At 71.4% G+C, this 15,899-nt stretch carries 17 protein-coding genes; 5 read left to right on the top strand and 12 right to left on the bottom strand.

Annotated elements, in window-relative coordinates:
* Positions 1-47: 47 nt before the first annotated feature.
* From ACIHAR_RS28550 to ACIHAR_RS28530, 5 genes are all read right to left on the bottom strand, one after another.
* Entirely contained in the window at positions 48-503 is a 456-nt protein-coding gene (locus tag ACIHAR_RS28550; protein ID WP_365460688.1) for an Lrp/AsnC family transcriptional regulator, read from the bottom strand.
* Between the two features lie 65 nt (positions 504-568).
* On the bottom strand, positions 569-1,225 hold the full coding sequence (locus ACIHAR_RS28545) for a UbiX family flavin prenyltransferase (RefSeq protein WP_388748973.1): 657 nt from the start codon (positions 1,223-1,225) through the stop codon (positions 569-571).
* Positions 1,226-1,280: 55 nt separating this feature from the next.
* Entirely contained in the window at positions 1,281-1,853 is a 573-nt protein-coding gene (locus tag ACIHAR_RS28540; protein ID WP_400022497.1) for a Uma2 family endonuclease, read from the bottom strand.
* A 45-nt stretch (positions 1,854-1,898) separates the two neighbouring features.
* Positions 1,899-2,801, bottom strand: coding sequence for a menaquinone biosynthesis prenyltransferase MqnP (mqnP, locus tag ACIHAR_RS28535; protein WP_400022496.1), 903 nt, complete (start codon positions 2,799-2,801; stop codon positions 1,899-1,901).
* Positions 2,798-4,249: a menaquinone biosynthesis decarboxylase gene (locus ACIHAR_RS28530; protein WP_365460680.1), complete on the bottom strand. Its 1,452-nt coding sequence runs from the start codon at positions 4,247-4,249 to the stop codon at positions 2,798-2,800. The genes mqnP and ACIHAR_RS28530 overlap by 4 nt, the downstream gene beginning before the upstream one ends.
* 87 nt (positions 4,250-4,336) lie before the next feature.
* Between ACIHAR_RS28530 and ACIHAR_RS28525 the strand changes: the two genes are divergently transcribed.
* Complete coding sequence (locus tag ACIHAR_RS28525; protein ID WP_365460678.1) at positions 4,337-4,657, top strand: PLD nuclease N-terminal domain-containing protein; 321 nt, start codon at positions 4,337-4,339, stop codon at positions 4,655-4,657.
* Between the two features lie 118 nt (positions 4,658-4,775).
* Here ACIHAR_RS28525 and ACIHAR_RS28520 read toward each other — a convergent pair whose 3' ends face one another.
* Positions 4,776-4,943, bottom strand: a complete 168-nt coding sequence (locus tag ACIHAR_RS28520; RefSeq protein WP_400022495.1) for a hypothetical protein — start codon at positions 4,941-4,943, stop codon at positions 4,776-4,778.
* A gap of 29 nt (positions 4,944-4,972) precedes the next feature.
* Here ACIHAR_RS28520 and ACIHAR_RS28515 point away from each other — a divergent pair, with 29 nt between their 5' ends.
* On the top strand, positions 4,973-5,278 hold the full coding sequence (locus tag ACIHAR_RS28515; RefSeq protein ID WP_400022494.1) for a hypothetical protein: 306 nt from the start codon (positions 4,973-4,975) through the stop codon (positions 5,276-5,278).
* An 83-nt stretch (positions 5,279-5,361) separates the two neighbouring features.
* Here the strand turns inward: ACIHAR_RS28515 and ACIHAR_RS28510 are convergent, their stop codons facing one another.
* On the bottom strand, positions 5,362-6,147 hold the full coding sequence (locus tag ACIHAR_RS28510; protein ID WP_365460674.1) for a CDP-alcohol phosphatidyltransferase family protein: 786 nt from the start codon (positions 6,145-6,147) through the stop codon (positions 5,362-5,364).
* A 193-nt stretch (positions 6,148-6,340) separates the two neighbouring features.
* Here ACIHAR_RS28510 and ACIHAR_RS28505 point away from each other — a divergent pair, with 193 nt between their 5' ends.
* From ACIHAR_RS28505 to ACIHAR_RS28495, 3 genes are all read left to right on the top strand, one after another.
* Positions 6,341-6,790 (top strand): nucleoside deaminase, encoded by a 450-nt coding sequence (locus tag ACIHAR_RS28505; protein WP_400022529.1) that lies wholly within the window; start codon positions 6,341-6,343, stop codon positions 6,788-6,790.
* A 119-nt stretch (positions 6,791-6,909) separates the two neighbouring features.
* A complete protein-coding gene (locus ACIHAR_RS28500; RefSeq protein WP_400022493.1) occupies positions 6,910-9,033 on the top strand; it encodes a hypothetical protein in 2,124 nt (707 codons plus the stop codon).
* A complete protein-coding gene (locus tag ACIHAR_RS28495; protein ID WP_365460671.1) occupies positions 9,030-10,598 on the top strand; it encodes a hypothetical protein in 1,569 nt (522 codons plus the stop codon). Before ACIHAR_RS28500 ends, ACIHAR_RS28495 begins: the two co-directional genes overlap by 4 nt.
* On the opposite strand, the gene ACIHAR_RS28490 is transcribed toward ACIHAR_RS28495, so the two are convergent.
* The 5 genes from ACIHAR_RS28490 to ACIHAR_RS28470 all read right to left on the bottom strand — a co-directional run bounded on the left by ACIHAR_RS28490 (position 10,595) and on the right by ACIHAR_RS28470 (position 15,838).
* Entirely contained in the window at positions 10,595-11,476 is an 882-nt protein-coding gene (locus ACIHAR_RS28490) for a hypothetical protein (protein WP_400022492.1), read from the bottom strand. The genes ACIHAR_RS28495 and ACIHAR_RS28490 overlap by 4 nt on opposite strands.
* A 78-nt stretch (positions 11,477-11,554) precedes the next feature.
* Positions 11,555-12,685, bottom strand: coding sequence for a c-type cytochrome biogenesis protein CcsB (gene ccsB / locus ACIHAR_RS28485; RefSeq protein WP_365460667.1), 1,131 nt, complete (start codon positions 12,683-12,685; stop codon positions 11,555-11,557).
* Complete coding sequence (locus tag ACIHAR_RS28480; RefSeq protein WP_365460665.1) at positions 12,682-14,433, bottom strand: cytochrome c biogenesis protein ResB; 1,752 nt, start codon at positions 14,431-14,433, stop codon at positions 12,682-12,684. The genes ccsB and ACIHAR_RS28480 overlap by 4 nt, the downstream gene beginning before the upstream one ends.
* 3 nt (positions 14,434-14,436) lie before the next feature.
* The gene (locus tag ACIHAR_RS28475; protein ID WP_365460663.1) at positions 14,437-15,207 is read right to left on the bottom strand and encodes a cytochrome c biogenesis protein CcdA; all 771 of its coding nucleotides are present in this window, start codon (positions 15,205-15,207) and stop codon (positions 14,437-14,439) included.
* A gap of 1 nt (position 15,208) precedes the next feature.
* Positions 15,209-15,838, bottom strand: coding sequence for a TlpA disulfide reductase family protein (locus ACIHAR_RS28470; protein WP_365460661.1), 630 nt, complete (start codon positions 15,836-15,838; stop codon positions 15,209-15,211).
* Positions 15,839-15,899: the final 61 nt, after the last annotated feature.

Genomic DNA, 15,899 nt, shown 5'->3' with positions numbered 1-15,899 from the left:
GGTCATCCCTCTCGTAGACAGACTCCGTAAACCGTACGCCCAGGCCCTCAGACCTCCTCGGGAAGGTCACCCACCCGGTTCTCCCACTTCGTGGAGAGCACGATCGTCGTCCGGGTCCGGGAGACGCCCTTGGTGCCGGACAGCCTGCGGATGATCCTCTCCAGGCCGTCGACGTCGTTGGCCCGGACCTTGAGCATGAAGGAGTCGTCGCCGGCGATGAACCAGCAGTCCTCGATCTCGTTGAAGTCCTTCAGCCGGGCCGCCACGTCCTCGTGGTCGGCGGCGTCGGAGAGCGAGATGCCGATGAGGGCGGTGACGCCGAGGCCGAGCGAGGCGGCGTTCACCGTGGCGCGGTAGCCGGTGATGACACCGGCCGCCTCCAGCCGGTTGATGCGGTCGGTGACGCTGGGTCCCGACAGGCCGACGAGGCGTCCCAGCTCCGCGTAGGAGGCCCGGCCGTTCTCCCTCAGGGCCTGGATGAGCTGCCTGTCCACCGCGTCCATGCGATCGAGCCTTCCGAATGAGTTCCTGAAGTGATGAGGGGTACTGCGACTTCCTCAGATGGCGCTCACGGCGTACGGGTTCCGCTGCCGCCGCCGAGTTCGCCCTCCCACCGGCGGTAGAGGCCGTGCGCGACACCCGCCGCGTCGAGGACCCGCCCGGCGACGAAGTCGACCAGGTCCTGGATGTGGGTGGCACCCGCGTAGAAGGCAGGGGAGGCGGGGACGACACTGGCGCCCGCGTCGTCCAGGGCGAGGAGGTGGCGCAGCGTCTGACCGTTCAGCGGGGTCTCCCGCACGGCGACGACCAGCGGCCGGCGCTCCTTGAGCGTCACGCTCGCCGCCCGCTGGAGGAGGTCCTTGGAGAGCCCGAGGGCGACGCCCGCGACGCAGGCCGTGGAGGCCGGGACGATGAGCATCCCCTTCGCCGGGTACGACCCCGAGGACGGCCCCGCGGCCAGGTCCCCCGCACCCCAGTACCGCACGCCGGCCAGGTCCACGTCGAACGCGTCCGGCTTGCCGTCGGCCCCCCGCGCGAGCCATTCCCGCAGGTCGTCCTGCCAGTGCGCGTCACGGAAGGAGATCCCCGTCTCGTCGATCAGCGTGAGCCGCGAGGCCCGGCTGACCACGAGGTCGACGCTCTCGCCCCCCGCGAGCAGCGCCCGCAGGACAGCGGCGGCATAGGGCGTACCGGACGCCCCGGACACCCCCACGATCCAAGGCACGCGCTGCGTTTCTCCTGCGTTCACACCTTGAGCGTACCGGTGGGCGGGAAGGTCTTCAGGACCGGTGGGGGGCCTTCGGATCCACGGGGAGATGAGCGGTGGGGATGGCGAGCTTGCCCAGCGGGGAGTCGACGGTCAGCTCCGGACCGTACGGGAGTGTGTCGCGGCCCCGGTAGCCGTCTGGGCCGGGGTTCCACATGGTCACGACGTGGCCCTGGAGGGGGTCGAAGACCAGGTAGTTGGCGATCCCTCGGGAGGCGTACCAGCGGGGTTTGACCTCGTAGTCGCGGCGGATGCTGCCCTGGGAGACGACTTCCACGACCAGTTCGACGAGGTCGGGAGAATACGCGCTTTCGTTCTTCGCCGCCTCCGACGCAGGGATGACGGCCAGATCGGGGCAGAACTCGTTGTCCTCGTCGAAGGGGAACGCGACATCACTGGCGAAGTCCCACTCCGCGCCCACCTGGGCCTCGAGGTCGTTCCAGACCAGGCGGATGGTCTTGGCATGGTGCGGCTTGACCGGACTCATCATGATGTTGCCCTCGACAATCTCCATCCGATAGCCGGGGAACATGTCCTCGAACCGGCTGAGCTGCGAGTGCAGGCGGTCAAGGTCCGACACGGTCACGGTGGCCTCCCTGGGGTCCTGCCCTCGATGGTAGGCCGACCGTACTCAGGCGGTCAGACCCCGCACCACAAGATCCAGCAGCGCGCACACGAACAGGGCGATGCCGATGAACCCGTTGACGCTGAAGAACGCCCTGTTCAGGCGGGACAGGTCGTGCGGGCGGACGATGGTGTGCTCGTAGACGAACGCGCCCCCCACTATCACCAGGCCCAGCCAGAAGAAGGCGCCCGCGCCGGTGGCCAGCGCGTACCAGACCAGGAGGGCCGTGGTGATCGCGTGGCAGACGCGGGCGCTCCGGATCGCCGCCGGGATGCCGAAGCGGGCCGGGACCGACTTGACGCCGGTCTCGCGGTCGGTCTCGACGTCCTGGCAGGCGTAGATGAGGTCGAAGCCGCCGATCCAGACGCCCACGGCCAGACCCAGTATCACCGCGTCCCAGGACCACTCGCCGGTGATCGCCAGCCAGCCGCCGACCGGGCCCATCGCCTGGGCCAGGCCCAGGATGGCCTGCGGGAAGTTCGTGAACCGTTTGCCGTAGGGGTAGACGACCATCGGGATCACGGCGACGGGGGCGAGCGCCAGGCACAGCGGGTTCAGCAGGGCCGCCGCGCCCAGGAACACCACCAGCGCGATCAGGGCGCCGGTCCAGGCGTGCTTCACCGACATCGCGCCCGTCACCAGCTCGCGGTGGGCCGTGCGCGGGTTCCTCGCGTCGATCTCGCGGTCGATGATCCGGTTGACCGCCATGGCGAAGGTGCGCAGGCCCACCATGCAGACGGTGACCAGGAGCAGCCGCCCCCAGTGGACGTTCCGGTCGAGCTGGAACATCGCCGTGAGGGCGGCGATGTAGGCGAAGGGCAGGGCGAAGACCGAGTGCTCGATCATCACCAGGCGCAGGAAGGCCTTCGTGCGTCCCGGCTGGGGGATCGCGGCGGATGCCGACGTCACAGCCCGTACTCCTTCCACCGGCGGTCGACCTTCGCCGCCGTCTCCGGGTCGGACAGCACCATGTCCGGCCAGCCGCCGTCGCGGGTGTAGCCCTCCTCGGGCCACTTCTTCGTCGCGTCGATGCCCGCCTTGCCGCCCCAGAACTGCTGGTAGGAGGCGTGGTCGAGGTGGTCGACGGGGCCTTCGACGACCGTCAGGTCGCGGGCGTAGTCCGTGTTGCCGAGTGCGCGCCAGGCGACCTCGTGCAGGTCGTGGACGTCGCAGTCGGAGTCGACGACGACGATCAGCTTGGTCAGCGACATCATGTGGGCGCCCCAGACGGCGTGCATCACCTTCTGCGCGTGCTTGGGGTACTTCTTGTCGATCGAGACGATCGCGCAGTTGTGGAACCCGCCGGCCTCCGGCAGGTGGTAGTCCACGATGTCCGGGACGATGATCTTCAGGAGGGGGAGGAAGAAGCGTTCCGTCGCGCGGCCGAGGGGGCCGTCCTCCGTCGGGGGGCGGCCGACGACGATCGACTGGAGCAGCGGCCGCTTCCGCATCGTCACGCAGTCGATCCTCAGCGCCGGGAACGGCTCCTGCGGGGTGTAGAAGCCGGTGTGGTCGCCGAAGGGGCCCTCCGGGAGCATCTCCCCCGGCTCCAGCCAGCCCTCCAGGACGACCTCCGCCTGCGCCGGCACCTGGAGCGGCACCGTCTTGCAGTCGACCATCTCGATCCGCTTGCCCGCGATGAACCCGGCGAACAGGTACTCGTCGATGTCCCCGGGCAGGGGCGCGGTGGAGGCGTAGGTCACGGCGGGCGGGCAGCCGAAGGCGATCGCCACGGGGAGGCGTTCGCCGCGCCGCGCGGCCACCTGGTAGTGGTTCCGGCTGTCCTTGTGAATCTGCCAGTGCATGCCGATCGTGCGCTTGTCGTGGCGCTGGAGGCGGTACAGGCCGAGGTTGCGGATCCCGCTCTCCGGGTCCTTGGTGTGGGTCAGGCCCAGGTTGAAGAAGGAGCCGCCGTCCTGCGGCCAGGTGAACAGCGCCGGCAGCCGCTCCAGGTCCACCTCGTCGCCGTGCAGGACGACCTCCTGCACGGGGGCGTCCTTCACCTTCTTCGGCGGGACGTGCGTCATCGCGCCGAGCTTCCCGAAGGCCTCCCGCACGCCCACGAAGCCGTGCGGCAGCTCGGGCCTCAGCAGTCCGCCGATCTTTTCGGTGATCTCCGCGTACGACTTCAGCCCGAGCGCCTTCAGCAGGCGGCGGTCGGTGCCGAAGACGTTCATCGCGAGGGGCATGGCGGAGCCCTTCACGTTCTCGAAGAGCAGCGCCGGACCGCCGGACTTCTGGACCCGGTCGACGATCTCCCCGACCTCCAGATACGGATCGACCTCCGCCTTGACGCGCTTGAGGTCGCCTTCGCGTTCCAGTGCCCTGAGCAGGGAACGAAGATCGTCGTAAGCCATGGGGTCAAGTATCCCCGAGGGGCTACCCTGGCCCAGTACCTGGGGCCGTGCCAGTGGCCCCGACGACCACTTCGCTGGAGAGGCCCCATGCTCCGGGTGCTGATGTTCCTCGTGCCGCTGGCGCTGAGCGTGTACGCGTTCATCGACTGCATCAGCACGAAGGACGATGAGATCCGCCACATGCCCAAGCCGCTGTGGGCGATCCTCGTGCTGCTGTTCCCCCTCGTCGGCTCGATCTCCTGGCTGATCGCGGGCAAGCGGCGCAGCCCGGCGGCCGAGGGCTGGTCCGGCGTCCGCGGCGGCGGCCGGTCCCGGCAGTGGGTCGCGCCCGACGACAACCCCGAGTTCCTGAAGTCCCTGGACGAGGACGGGAACAAGGACGACGACCCCAAGCGGGACGAGCCCTGACACGGGGCTGCGGCTGCCGGCCGCATCGGGAAGGTGGCCGCCGCCCTCGCTTCACCCGCGCCGCGGCACGACGGAGCCGCTGACCTCCTGCCACCTCTGCCCGCCCCGTGGCAGACCGTCAGCCCTGACCGGGGGCGCGGCGCAGGCCGAGGAGGCCGAGGAGTTCGTCGAGCATCCTGTTGAACAGGGGCACGCAGTCGTCGACGACGGTCGCGAAATGCCCGTAGACCGCCCTGCACGTCAAGCCGTGGATCTGCCGCCGGCAGGTGATCATCACGAAGGCCACGCCCAGCGGCAGCTGCCGGACCGCCGCGCATGAGGTCGCGACAGGCCGCCAGTTGGCGCAGCGTGTCCGGGTCGAGTTCGTCGTCGGCCGGGTGGTCCAGCTGCCGGCGTCCCAGCAGTTCGTGGAACAAGGACGTAAAGGCCGCCCAGTTCGCGCGGCAGCACCGGGTCCAGCGCCTCCACGGAGGACGCCAGGCGGGCGTACCCGGCACCCATGAGCAGGTCGAACCCGGCGGGGTGTGGATGGCGGCCGCGGGAATCGCCGCGACCGTCGGAGCGGTCGGCCGGCCGGTGGCCCAGGCCGTGCAGGCGATCATGGGGATGCCGGGCGGGTAGCGGCGCTCCCGCCGCGCCACCTGCCCAGGGGTGGGGTCGCCGAGGGGCGGGGGCACTCCACGGCTGCCCCCGGGAGGACCGTCTCAGCGCAGCCGCGACGACGACAGGATCGACAGCAGGTGGGCCGGGACCATCAGCCAGGTGATCGCGGCGACGGCCGCCAGGGCCCAGCGGGTCGGCTCGATGCCGCCGGTGGCCGTGTCCGCGACCGCCACCACCAGCAGGAGCAGGGACGCCTCGATGCCGTTGGTCAGTCGGTGGACCTTGAAGGCGGCGGCGAGCCGGCGGACCGAGGCGACGCCCTGGGAGCGCGGCGCGGCGGCCTCGTCGTCGGCGACGGCCAGCCCGCGCCGGGCCCGGGCCACGTCCACCAGGTCGGTGGAGGCCTTCAGCAGCACGACACCGAGCGCGGTCGCGAGGCCCAGGGAGACCCAGCCGTTGAAGCCCGCCCAGCCGCCGAGGCCGGACTCGGCGGCCCGGAAGCCGAAGCCGATCATCAGGGCCGCGTCCGCCAGGTAGGCGCCGAGGCGGTCGACGTAGATGCCGGTCGCGCTGTTCTGCCCCTTCCAGCGGGCGACCTCGCCGTCGACGCAATCGAAGAGGAGGAACAGCTGCATGAAGAGGGCGGCCAGGACCGCGCCGGTCAGGCCGGGGACGAGCAGTGCGGCGCCGGAGAGGATCCCGCACACCACCATCGTCCAGGTCAGCTGGTCCGGGGTGACCGGCGTGCGCACGAGCTGCCGGGTGAACCGCAGCGAGATCCGCCGCATGTACAGCCGGCCCGCCCAGTGCTCACCGTTACGGCTCGCCAGCTTCGCCTGCGGCTGGCAGACCTCCCGCAGTTCCTCCAGCACCGGAGCAGCAACCATGACCGTTCCTCCCACGCACCCGGGCCCAACTGCCGCCCGAGCGGCGGCGATCGGCACAGGTTACTCGACCCGCTCGCCGGCACTTCCCGGGGCACGTCCGCACGCGCGGTGCCGGCCCGCGGGGTCCGGTTTCCGCACGTCGTCCCCGTGTTTCGGCCAGAGTGAAGGCATGGACCCCGTGGAGGAGAACCTCATGGACCGGGCGACGGCACGCGCCTGGCTCGCCACCGCCGTCGAGGAGGCCCGTGCCGGCCTCGCCGAGGGCGGCATCCCGATCGGCGCCGCTCTGTACGGCCCCGACGGCACCCTCCTGGGCCGCGGCCACAACCGGCGCGTCCAGGACGACGACCCCTCGACGCACGCGGAGACGGCGGCCTTCCGCGCGGCGGGCCGGCAGCGGTCGTACCGCGGCACGACGATGGTGACCACCCTCTCGCCGTGCTGGTACTGCTCCGGCCTGGTCCGCCAGTTCGGCATCTCGCGGGTGGTCGTCGGCGAGGCCGCCACCTTCCACGGCGGGCACGACTGGCTCGCCGAGCACGGCGTGGAGATCGTCCTGCTGGACGACCCCGGCTGCGTCGCGATGATGCGCGACTTCATCGAGAAGAACCCGGACCTGTGGAACGAGGACATCGGTGAGTGACACCCGCCCGGACCGCACCCCGGCCCCTCTTTCGTGACCCAACGGACACCACGCGATCTGGCACACATCAACTCCCTCTCTTTACCCTGGCGTTGGGGACCGGCCACGGGGGAGGTGCGGTGCACAGACGGTTGTACGGGCGAGGGGCACTGTTCGACGTCGAGCCGGCCGGTCTGGTGCCGCGGCTCGTGGGTCTGCGCCCGTACGAGCACTTCGCCGTGAAGCCCGAGCATCCGGACGAGGTGCCGGTCCTGGTGCTGGCGGGCGGCCGGGGGCTGGGCAAGAGCGCGGTGCTGGCCGAGATGTGGCAGGCCTACACCGAGCGGACCCGGAGGGGCGAGACCCGCAAGCGGACCCCCGTCGCGCTGATCGACTGCGAGGACGAGCAGTTCGCGCGGCCGCCGCACGAGGAGAACCCGGAGTCCTGGTCGCCGGTGTGGCAGGCGCTGCTGGTGCTCGCCGAGCAGTTGTCCGAGCCGGTGAAGGCGGCCGGACAGCTCACCTTCCCGCGGCTGACGGCGGGCCTGGTGGCCGTGCGGGCCAGCGACTGGAGCGGCCGGTCGGACTCGGAGCGCATCCGGCGGGAACTGGTGCGGATCCTGCTGCTGAACGAACGCGGTTCACGGTTCGGCATGGCCGGGCGGTGGGCGGCCAAGGTGACGACGCAGATCATCGGAGCGGCGAGCGGGCAGGGCCCCTACGTGGCGGCGGCCGTCGAGGCCACCCTCGATGCCCTGTCGGAGGGGTTCACCCACCACCGGGAGCAGAAGCCGTCCCAGTGGTACCGCACCTACCCGAACGCGGGCGGCAACGCCAAGCGCGGGCTGCTGCTCCTCGCGGGCAACTTCCGGGCCGGCGGCACCTCGCGCGAGCACGCCGAGCGCCGGCTCGTGCGGGCGCTGCTCGCCGACGTCGGGGAGGCGTACGCGGGCCTCGGTTCGCACCTGCGCCGGCTGGGACGGCCGCTGGTGCTGCTGGACAACGCCCGGAGCGGGCCGGGTCCGGGTCTGCTGGACGCGGTGCTGCGGGACCGGGCGGAGGGGGCCGCCGACCAGGTGGTGTGCGTGGCCGGCGTCCGCGGGACGGAGCATCCGGCGCTGTCGGACGCGGTCCGGCGGGAGCTGTCGGACGTGGCCCGGAGCACCGAGTGGGAGCCGGGGAGTTCGCCGTCCTCGCGGGCGCTGCTGGTGCCGCTGCCGCCGCTGTCCCCGGACGACACCCTGCACATGGTCGGCGCCGTCTGCGACGACACCGAGGTGCCGCCCCGGTTCCCGCACGCCACGCACCGGCTGACCGGCGGGAACCCGCTGGGCATCGTCCTGCTCGCCACCGCGGCCCGGCAGCACCCGGGCGCGGCCGGGTCCCTGGGCCGGCTGCTCACGTCGGAGATCAGGCCGCAGGAGGGGCAGGCCCACGGCCGCCCGGCCTACGCCGAACTGCTGGCGCGTCTCGTCCCGGCCGACCGGCTGGAGGAGCTGACGGTGCTGGCCGCCGCCCACGACCACGACTCCGCCGTCGCCCTCGCCGCCGCCCACCTCCCGGACGACTTCGGCGCCTCGGGCGTACGGTCGCTGCGGACGCGGCTCGCCGAGGAGGGGCTGCCGTCCGTGCCGGGGCACTTCGTCGGCGACCCGTTCGTCCGCACGCTGCTGCTGCTCCGCCTGCACCACCGCGACCCCGACCACAGGGGCTGGCGGGAGGTGCACGAGACGCTGATCCGGCACTACGACGACGGCACCGCGGACCCCGGCCGGGTCCGCTACCGGCTCCACCACCGGCTCGCCCTCGGCGACACGGCCGAGGCCGTCGCCCACCTGCGGGACACCCCGTCCACGCTCCCCACCCGGACGTGGCTGGACACGCTGTGCTTCCTGGCGTCGGCGCCCTACTTCCACGCGCACGACGACGCGGGCCGCGACGCGGGCCACGACGACCGCCGGGCGGCGATCGCCCTGGGCCGCACGGACGCCGCGCACACCCCGCCGGAGGGCGCGGACGCCTCCCTGCACCTGCGGACACGGCGGCTGCTGCACGCGGTGTGGCAGGTCACCGATCCGCTGGTGCTGCCCGACCCGCGGGTGTGCGACCGGCTCCGGTTCGAGCTGCTGCAACTGTCCGACCTTCGGCCGGCCGGGGGCGCGCTGCTGTTCGCGGCCTCGCGGGCCTGGCCCCGGGACGCGCTCGCCGGGCGTCCCCTGCGCACACCGGCCGACGACGGAGACGACGACGGGGAGGCGCGATGACGAGCGGTGGCGGTGACGCGGGGGCGAGACACCCGCTGGTGCGGTGGCTGCGGGAGGTCTGGGAGATCCGCCTCTACCGGTACGTCGCCCTGCTGGTGACGGCGGCCCTCGTCGCCGGGCTGTTCCTCGCGGTGCGGGCGGTCACCCGGGAGGACCGCTCGTGTGCGCCCGGGGTGTCGAAGCCCGAGGGCAGCGACGAGTGCGTGGGGGTGACGTCCACGGCGTACGACTTCGGGCGGCCGCGGCTGCGGCAGGCGGTGCGGGCGATCGACCGGGAGAACGACCGGCTGGAGGCGGGCAGTTACGTGACGGTGGCGCTGATGCTGCCGTACACCGCCACCACGCCCTCCACGCTCAGCGACATCCTGCACGAGGTGCAGGGCGCCTATCTGGCGCAGTGGCAGGCCAACCACAGCTCCAACGGGCAGGCCCCGGCCATCCGGCTGGTGCTCGCCAACCCCGGCGCGACCGGCGACCACTGGGAGCCGCTGGTGGAGCAGCTGGAGCGGATGACGAAGGGCCCCGACCGGCTGCGCGCGGTCGCCGGGGTGGGGATGAGCACCGACAACAACAAGAAGGCCGTGGCGGAGCTGACCCGGCGGGGCATCCCGGTGGTCGGCGCGTCCATCACGGCCGACGACCTCGCCAACGGCCAGGGCGGCAAGGACCCCTTCCCGGGGCTGGCCCGGGTCTCCCCCACCAACACGGACGAGGCCCGTGCCCTGGCCTCGTTCGCGAAGGTGAGCGCGGGGCGGGCGCTGCTGGTGTACGACAAGCCGGGCGACCCGTACACGCGGACGCTGCAGACGTCGTTCGCGGCGCTGATCAAGGGGTCGCCGTACGAGCCGCAGCCGTTCACGCCGCCGGCCGACCGCACCCGGGAGGGCACGACCGCGAACACCTTCCGGCAGATCACGCACCTGGTGTGCGACACCTCGCCGCAGACGGACACGATCCTGTTCGCGGGCCGCCACACGCAGTTGCGGCAGTTCATCAACGCGCTGGGCACCCGCGGCTGCCAGGACCGGAGGTTCACGCTGCTGACGGGCGACGAGGGCTCGTACCTGACCGGCGACAAGAAGCTGGACCGCACCGCCCTGACGCACAACCTCTCCGTGCGCTACACGGCGCTCGCCCACCCGGACGCCTGGGCGAGGGACACCACGGGCGAGGGCGGGTCGGCGAAGGACGCGCGGGCGCTGACCGACCTGCTGGCGCGCAGCACGCGCGAGCCGGTCGGCCCGATCGGCGACACGGCGCTGGAGGACGGCCAGCTGATCATCGCGTACGACGCCCTGCGGCTGGCGATCCACGGCATCCGCGAGGCCACGCCCGACGGTGGGACCGCGCCGCCCCTCGCGGACGTCGGGCTGCAGTGGCCGCAGGTCAAGGGCTCGCTGCGGGTGTACGGGGCGAGCGGCTGGATCTGCCTGGACGTGCACGGCAACCCGTACGACAAGGCCGTACCGATCGTGGAACTGCACGCGGACGGCGGCTCCCGTTTCGTGCGGCTCGCGTGGCCGGAGGGGAAGCCGCCGGGGAAGGAGTGTCTGCCGCCGTCCTAGGGCCCGTCTGCGGAGCCCTCAAGGTTCTCGATCAACCGTTCGAACCTGGTGCGCCAGCCGGCCTCGCTCTCGCCCTCCCCCTGGAACTCGTGGGTGAAGCGCAGCACGCTGGCGTCGTCCCCGCCGCGTTCCAGGTGGAAGCGCATCCGGCCGCCTTCCAGCGTGTACTCGGCGACCCGGTCCACGTCCCACGCGGTGACCCGCCCGCCGCCCAGACCGGGGACGCCGAACACGCCGCCGAGCCGGGGTTCGAGGACGTCGACGGGACCGAACCAGGCCGCGAGCCCCTCCGCCGTGGCGATCGTGGGCCAGACCGTCTCCATGGACCTCGGGAGCCGCACCAGGAAGTGCAGGATGCGCGTGTTCCCGTGGGTCTGGCTGGTGCCCTGTTCGATGGAACCGGTCATGACACCAGCCTGTACCCGCGGCAGGGGGTCGCGCACCCGTTGGGGGCGCTCGCCCCGCTTGTCGACGACCGTCCGCTCCAGGACCGCGGTGCGGGCGGTCACGTCGCCCTTCTCGGGGCCCGAGGTCAGATCCGCGACGGCGACCTCGCGCTCGCCGAGGAACTCCTTGGTCTTCCTGTCGAAGATCGGCTCGTGGCGCTCGCCGTCGTCGATCCGGGCCACCGCGACTCCGTGCCGGCCGGCCGCGTCCACCGCGTCGTCGATCACGAAGACGCCGGAGATCCCGGCGGCCGCGCGGTACAGGGCCGCGGCCTGCGCGGGCGGTATCAGGGACTCACGGGCGAGGTCGCCGACGAGGACGAAGTTGTAGACGGAACGCGCGTACGCGTCGAACAGCTCACCGAAGGCGTCGTGGCCCCCCGCGCGGATGCGTTTCCTCAGCGGTCCGTGTGTGCTCGGAGTCGTATCCACGCCCCTCTACCTGTCCGCATGACGAAGGCCGGTTCCTGTGACCCGGGTCACAGGAACCGGCCTTCGCCGGACGGGACGTCAGAAGCCGACGGACCGCAGTGCGCCGAGTCCCACGTCGGCGTACGAGTGCTTGCCGGAGACGAAGATGTTGACGCCGTAGTAGTTGAACAGCCAGCAGCCGAAGGCGACCAGCGCCAGGTAGGCGGCCTTGCGGCCCTTCCAGCCGGCCGTGGCCCGGGCGTGCAGGTAACAGGCGTAGGCGACCCAGGTGATGAAGGACCAGGTCTCCTTGGGGTCCCAGCCCCAGTAGCGGCCCCACGCGTCGCCGGCCCAGATCGCGCCCGCGATGATCGTGAAGGTCCACAGCGGGAAGACGGCCGCGTTGACCCGGTAGGAGAACTTGTCGAGCGAGGCCGCGGAGGGCAGCCGGTCCAGGACCGAGTCGGCGAACCTGCCGGGCCGGCCGCCGGTCGCCAGCTTGTTCTCGTAGGAGTCCTTGAAGAGGTACAGGATCGTGGAGACCGCGCCGACGTAGAACACCGCGCCGCAGAAGATGGCGGTGGACACGTGGATGTACAGCCAGTACGAGTGCAGGGCGGGAACAAGCTGGTCACTGGCGGTGTACAGGACCGTCACGGCCAGACCGAGGTCCAGCAGGACCGTGGTGGTCAGGAACAGCCCCAGCCAGCGCACGTTCTTCTTCAGCGCCAGCAGCGCGAGGTACACGCCGACGGCCACCGTGGAGAAGGTGATGTTGAACTCGTACATGTTGCCCCACGGCGCCCGCTCCACCGAGAGCGCGCGGGCGAGCACACCGCCGAACTCGATCAGGAAGGCGAGCACCGTGAGGGAGATGGCGATACGCCCGTAGAGGTCCCCCTGCTCGTCCCCGCCGTGTGCGCCCGGCCCGTCGGGCACGTCCCGCGCGCCGGCCGCGGCCCGCACGACGACGTTCGGGCGCTCCAGCACGGCGGTGCCGCCGGCTTTCTTCACGGTGACGGCCGGACCCTTGGCCCTGGCCTCCGAGGTGGCGGTGAGCGCGGCGGCGGTACGGCCGACCTTGCTGCGGCTGCCGAAGAGCCATTCGGCGATGTACGCGAAGAAGGCCAGGGTGTAGACGGCCATCGCGGAGTAGATCAGCGTGTTGCTGATGTTCGCGAGGTTCTCGTTGGTCGCGGCGGCCAACTCGGTTGCGGCGGCGAGAGTCACTTCTCAGCCCCTTCGGCAGGTACGACTTCGGGGTCGGGGTCGGTGGCGTCGTGGGGTGGGTCGTCGTCGGGGCCGGGGGCCCCGGGAGCCCGCTCGTACAGGACTTCGGCGAGGGCGCCGAGCTCCTCGGGCACCTTGGCGGACTCGCTGCGGCCGAGCCCGGCCATCTCGACGACCGTCACACCGTCGGCGCCCTTCACGGCGCGCACCCACACGCGGCGGCGATGGATGAACAGCGAGGCGGCGAGACCGAAGATCGCGGCGATCGCGCCGCCCAGCGCCCAGCCGCTGCCGGGCTGCTGGGTGATCTGGAAGTTCGCCCACTCCTTGGTGCCCTCGTAGGTGATCGAGCCGGCGCCGTCCGGGAGCGTCATCGTCTCGCCGGGCTTGAGGTTCTCCCGCACCTGCAGGCCCTTGGAGTCCTTGAACTCCTTCATGTGGGACTTGTCGAGCTGGTACACGCTCTGCGGGATGCCGGAGTTGACGCCGGTGTCGCCGTGGTACGGCTCCAGGTTCAGCACCGGGTTCAGCAGCGCCGGGAAGGCGGAGGACAGTTCGTTGCCCTCGGCGTGGCTGGGCAGGAAGAAGGCCTGGAAGGCGAGCTGCTCGGTGACGCCCTTGGCGTTCTTGTAGCCGTCGAGGACCTTGATCACGCCGGAGGAGGTGACGTTGGCGTCCAGCGGCAGCAGCGGGACGGCGTCGTGGAAGACGACGTCGCCCTTGCCGTCCCGGACGGTGACGACGGGGGCGTAGCCGTGGGCGCTGAGGTAGACCTTGGAGTCGCCGATCTCCAGCGGGTGGTTGACCTTGACGACGGTCTTCCGGTCCTTGCCGTAGGCGCCCACGCTGTAGGTGAGCGTGGACTGGAAGGTGCGCGGGGTGCCCTTGTTGGGGCCGGAGGCCTCGTAGGTGCCGGTGAAGTCGTCCAGGGTGAAGCTGAACGGCGCCAGGTCGTCGGGGGTGAAGAGGTTCCCGGACTTGAAGTCGTCGTAGGAGATGAGGGTGTTGGAGAAACCGTTGCCCTCGACGAGGAGCTTGTTGCCCTCGGACTTGAAGAGCTGGCCCCAGGCGAAGGCGACCAGCATCACGATGAGGGCGACGTGGAAGGCGAGGTTGCCGACCTCGCGCAGGTAGCCCTTCTCCGCGGCGACGGCGTCACCGGCGAGGTGCGCGCGGAAGCGGCGCTTCTTCAGCAGGGCCAGCGCGGCCTCGCGCACCTGCTCCGGCTCGGCCTCCGTGCGCCACGTCGTGTACGCGGGCAGCCGGGTCAGCCGCCTGGGCGCGCCCGGCGGGCGGCCGCGCAGCTGGCCCACGAACTGCCAGGTGCGGGGCACGATGCAGCCGATGAGGGAGACGAACAGCAGGATGTAGATCGCCGAGAACCACACCGAGCCGTAGACGTTGAAGAGGCCGAGCTTGTCGTAGATCGGCGCGAGGGTGGGGTGGTTCTTCTCGAAGTCGGCGACCTTGGTGACGTCCTGGCCGGACTGCGGGATCAGCGAGCCGGGGATCGCGCCGAGCGCCAGCAGCAGCAGGAGCAGCAGGGCGACCCGCATGGACGTCAGCTGCCGCCAGAACCAGCGGGCCCAGCCGATGACGCCGAGGGCGGGCACGTTGGGCGGTCCCTCGACGGGCGCGGTGGACAGCTGGGAGCCGGCCGCGCCGAGTTCCCGGTCCTCGGAGGCGGTGGCCGGGGTGGTGTCGCCGGCCGGTGCGTCGGGCCCACCCGTCGTAGTGGTCTTGCTCATGGATCAGATCCCCACAGTGAATCCGGCGGACCAGGACTGCATGTCCTGTACGAGGCTGTCCCAGACACCGGTCAGCAGCAGCAGACCGGTCACGATCATCATCGTGCCGCCGACCCGCATCACCCAGACGTAGTGGCGCTTGACCCAGCCGAAGGCGCCGAGCGCCTTGCGGAAGGCGACCGCGGCGAGCACGAAGGGCACACCGAGGCCGAGACAGTAGGCGACGGTCAGTACGGCGCCGCGCCCCGCGCTCGACTGCTGCGAGGACAGGGCCAGCACGGAGGCCAGGGTCGGGCCGATGCAGGGCGTCCAGCCGATGCCGAAGAGCGCGCCGAGCACGGGGGCGCCGACCAGCCCGGACACGGGCCTCCGGTGGAAGCGGAACTCCCGCTGGGTCATCCAGGGCATCAGGCCCATGAAGAACACGCCCATGAGGATCATGAGCACGCCCAGCACCTTCGACAGGACGCCCTGCTCCTCCTGGAGCGTCGCCCCGAAGTAGCCGAACAGGGCCCCGCTGGAGACGAACACGGCGGTGAACCCGGCCACGAACAGCGAGGCGCCCGCGACCATGCGGCCGCGCCGGGCCTCGGCCAGGTCGGTGCCGGTGACGCCGGTGACGTAGGAGAGGTAGCCGGGGACCAGCGGCAGGACGCACGGGGAGAAGAAGGAGACGAGGCCGCCGAGCAGGGCGACGGGCAGGGCGACCAGCAGGGCGCCGTTGAGCACCGTGCCGTTGTAGCCCTCCGCGGCGAGCGTGGTGACTGCGCTCACGTCACTTCTCCGCGAGAACCGGGGCGATCATGGAGCGCAGCTTCTCCTCGCTGAGCGCGGCCAGGGAGCGGGCCGCGATTTTGCCCTCCCGGTCGAGGACGAGCGTGGAGGGGATCGCCTGCGGGTTGAGCGTGCCCTTCTCGAAGCGGAGCATCAGCTTGCTGCTCGGGTCGTACAGGCTGGGGTAGGTGACGCCGTACTGCTTCTCGAAGGCGAGCGCGCTCCTGACCTGGGGGTCGGCGACGTTGATGCCGACGAACTGCACGCCCTTGTCCTTGAGGTCCGTGTAGACCTTCTGGAAGTTGGCGGCCTCGGCCCGGCACGGGGCGCACCAGGAGCCCCAGACGTTCAGGACGACGACCTTGCCCTTGTAGGAGGAGACCGCGAGCTGCTTGTCGTCGATGGTCCTGCCGGACAGGTCGGGGGCCGCGTCGCGCTCGCCCTTCTCGACGGTGGAGATGCCGTCCGTGCCCATGACGAACTTGGTGTCACCGCCTCCGCCGGAGATGCCTCCGGAGGTGCACGCGGACACGAGCAGTGCCGCGACGGCGGCACCGGCGGTCGTCAGGGCGGCGCGGCGCGAGCGGATCCAGGCGGTCGGGCGCAGGGGGGCACGGCTGGCGGCACTCATGTGAAAAGTTTCGCATGCCCGTTCTGGGGATCTTGCGCACCCCCCTCGCGGGAGGAGACCC

The organism is Streptomyces sp. NPDC052016, assembly GCF_044548445.1.
In the GTDB taxonomy this organism is placed as follows: domain Bacteria; phylum Actinomycetota; class Actinomycetes; order Streptomycetales; family Streptomycetaceae; genus Streptomyces.
This window is presented reverse-complemented; position numbering and strand designations above follow the sequence as displayed.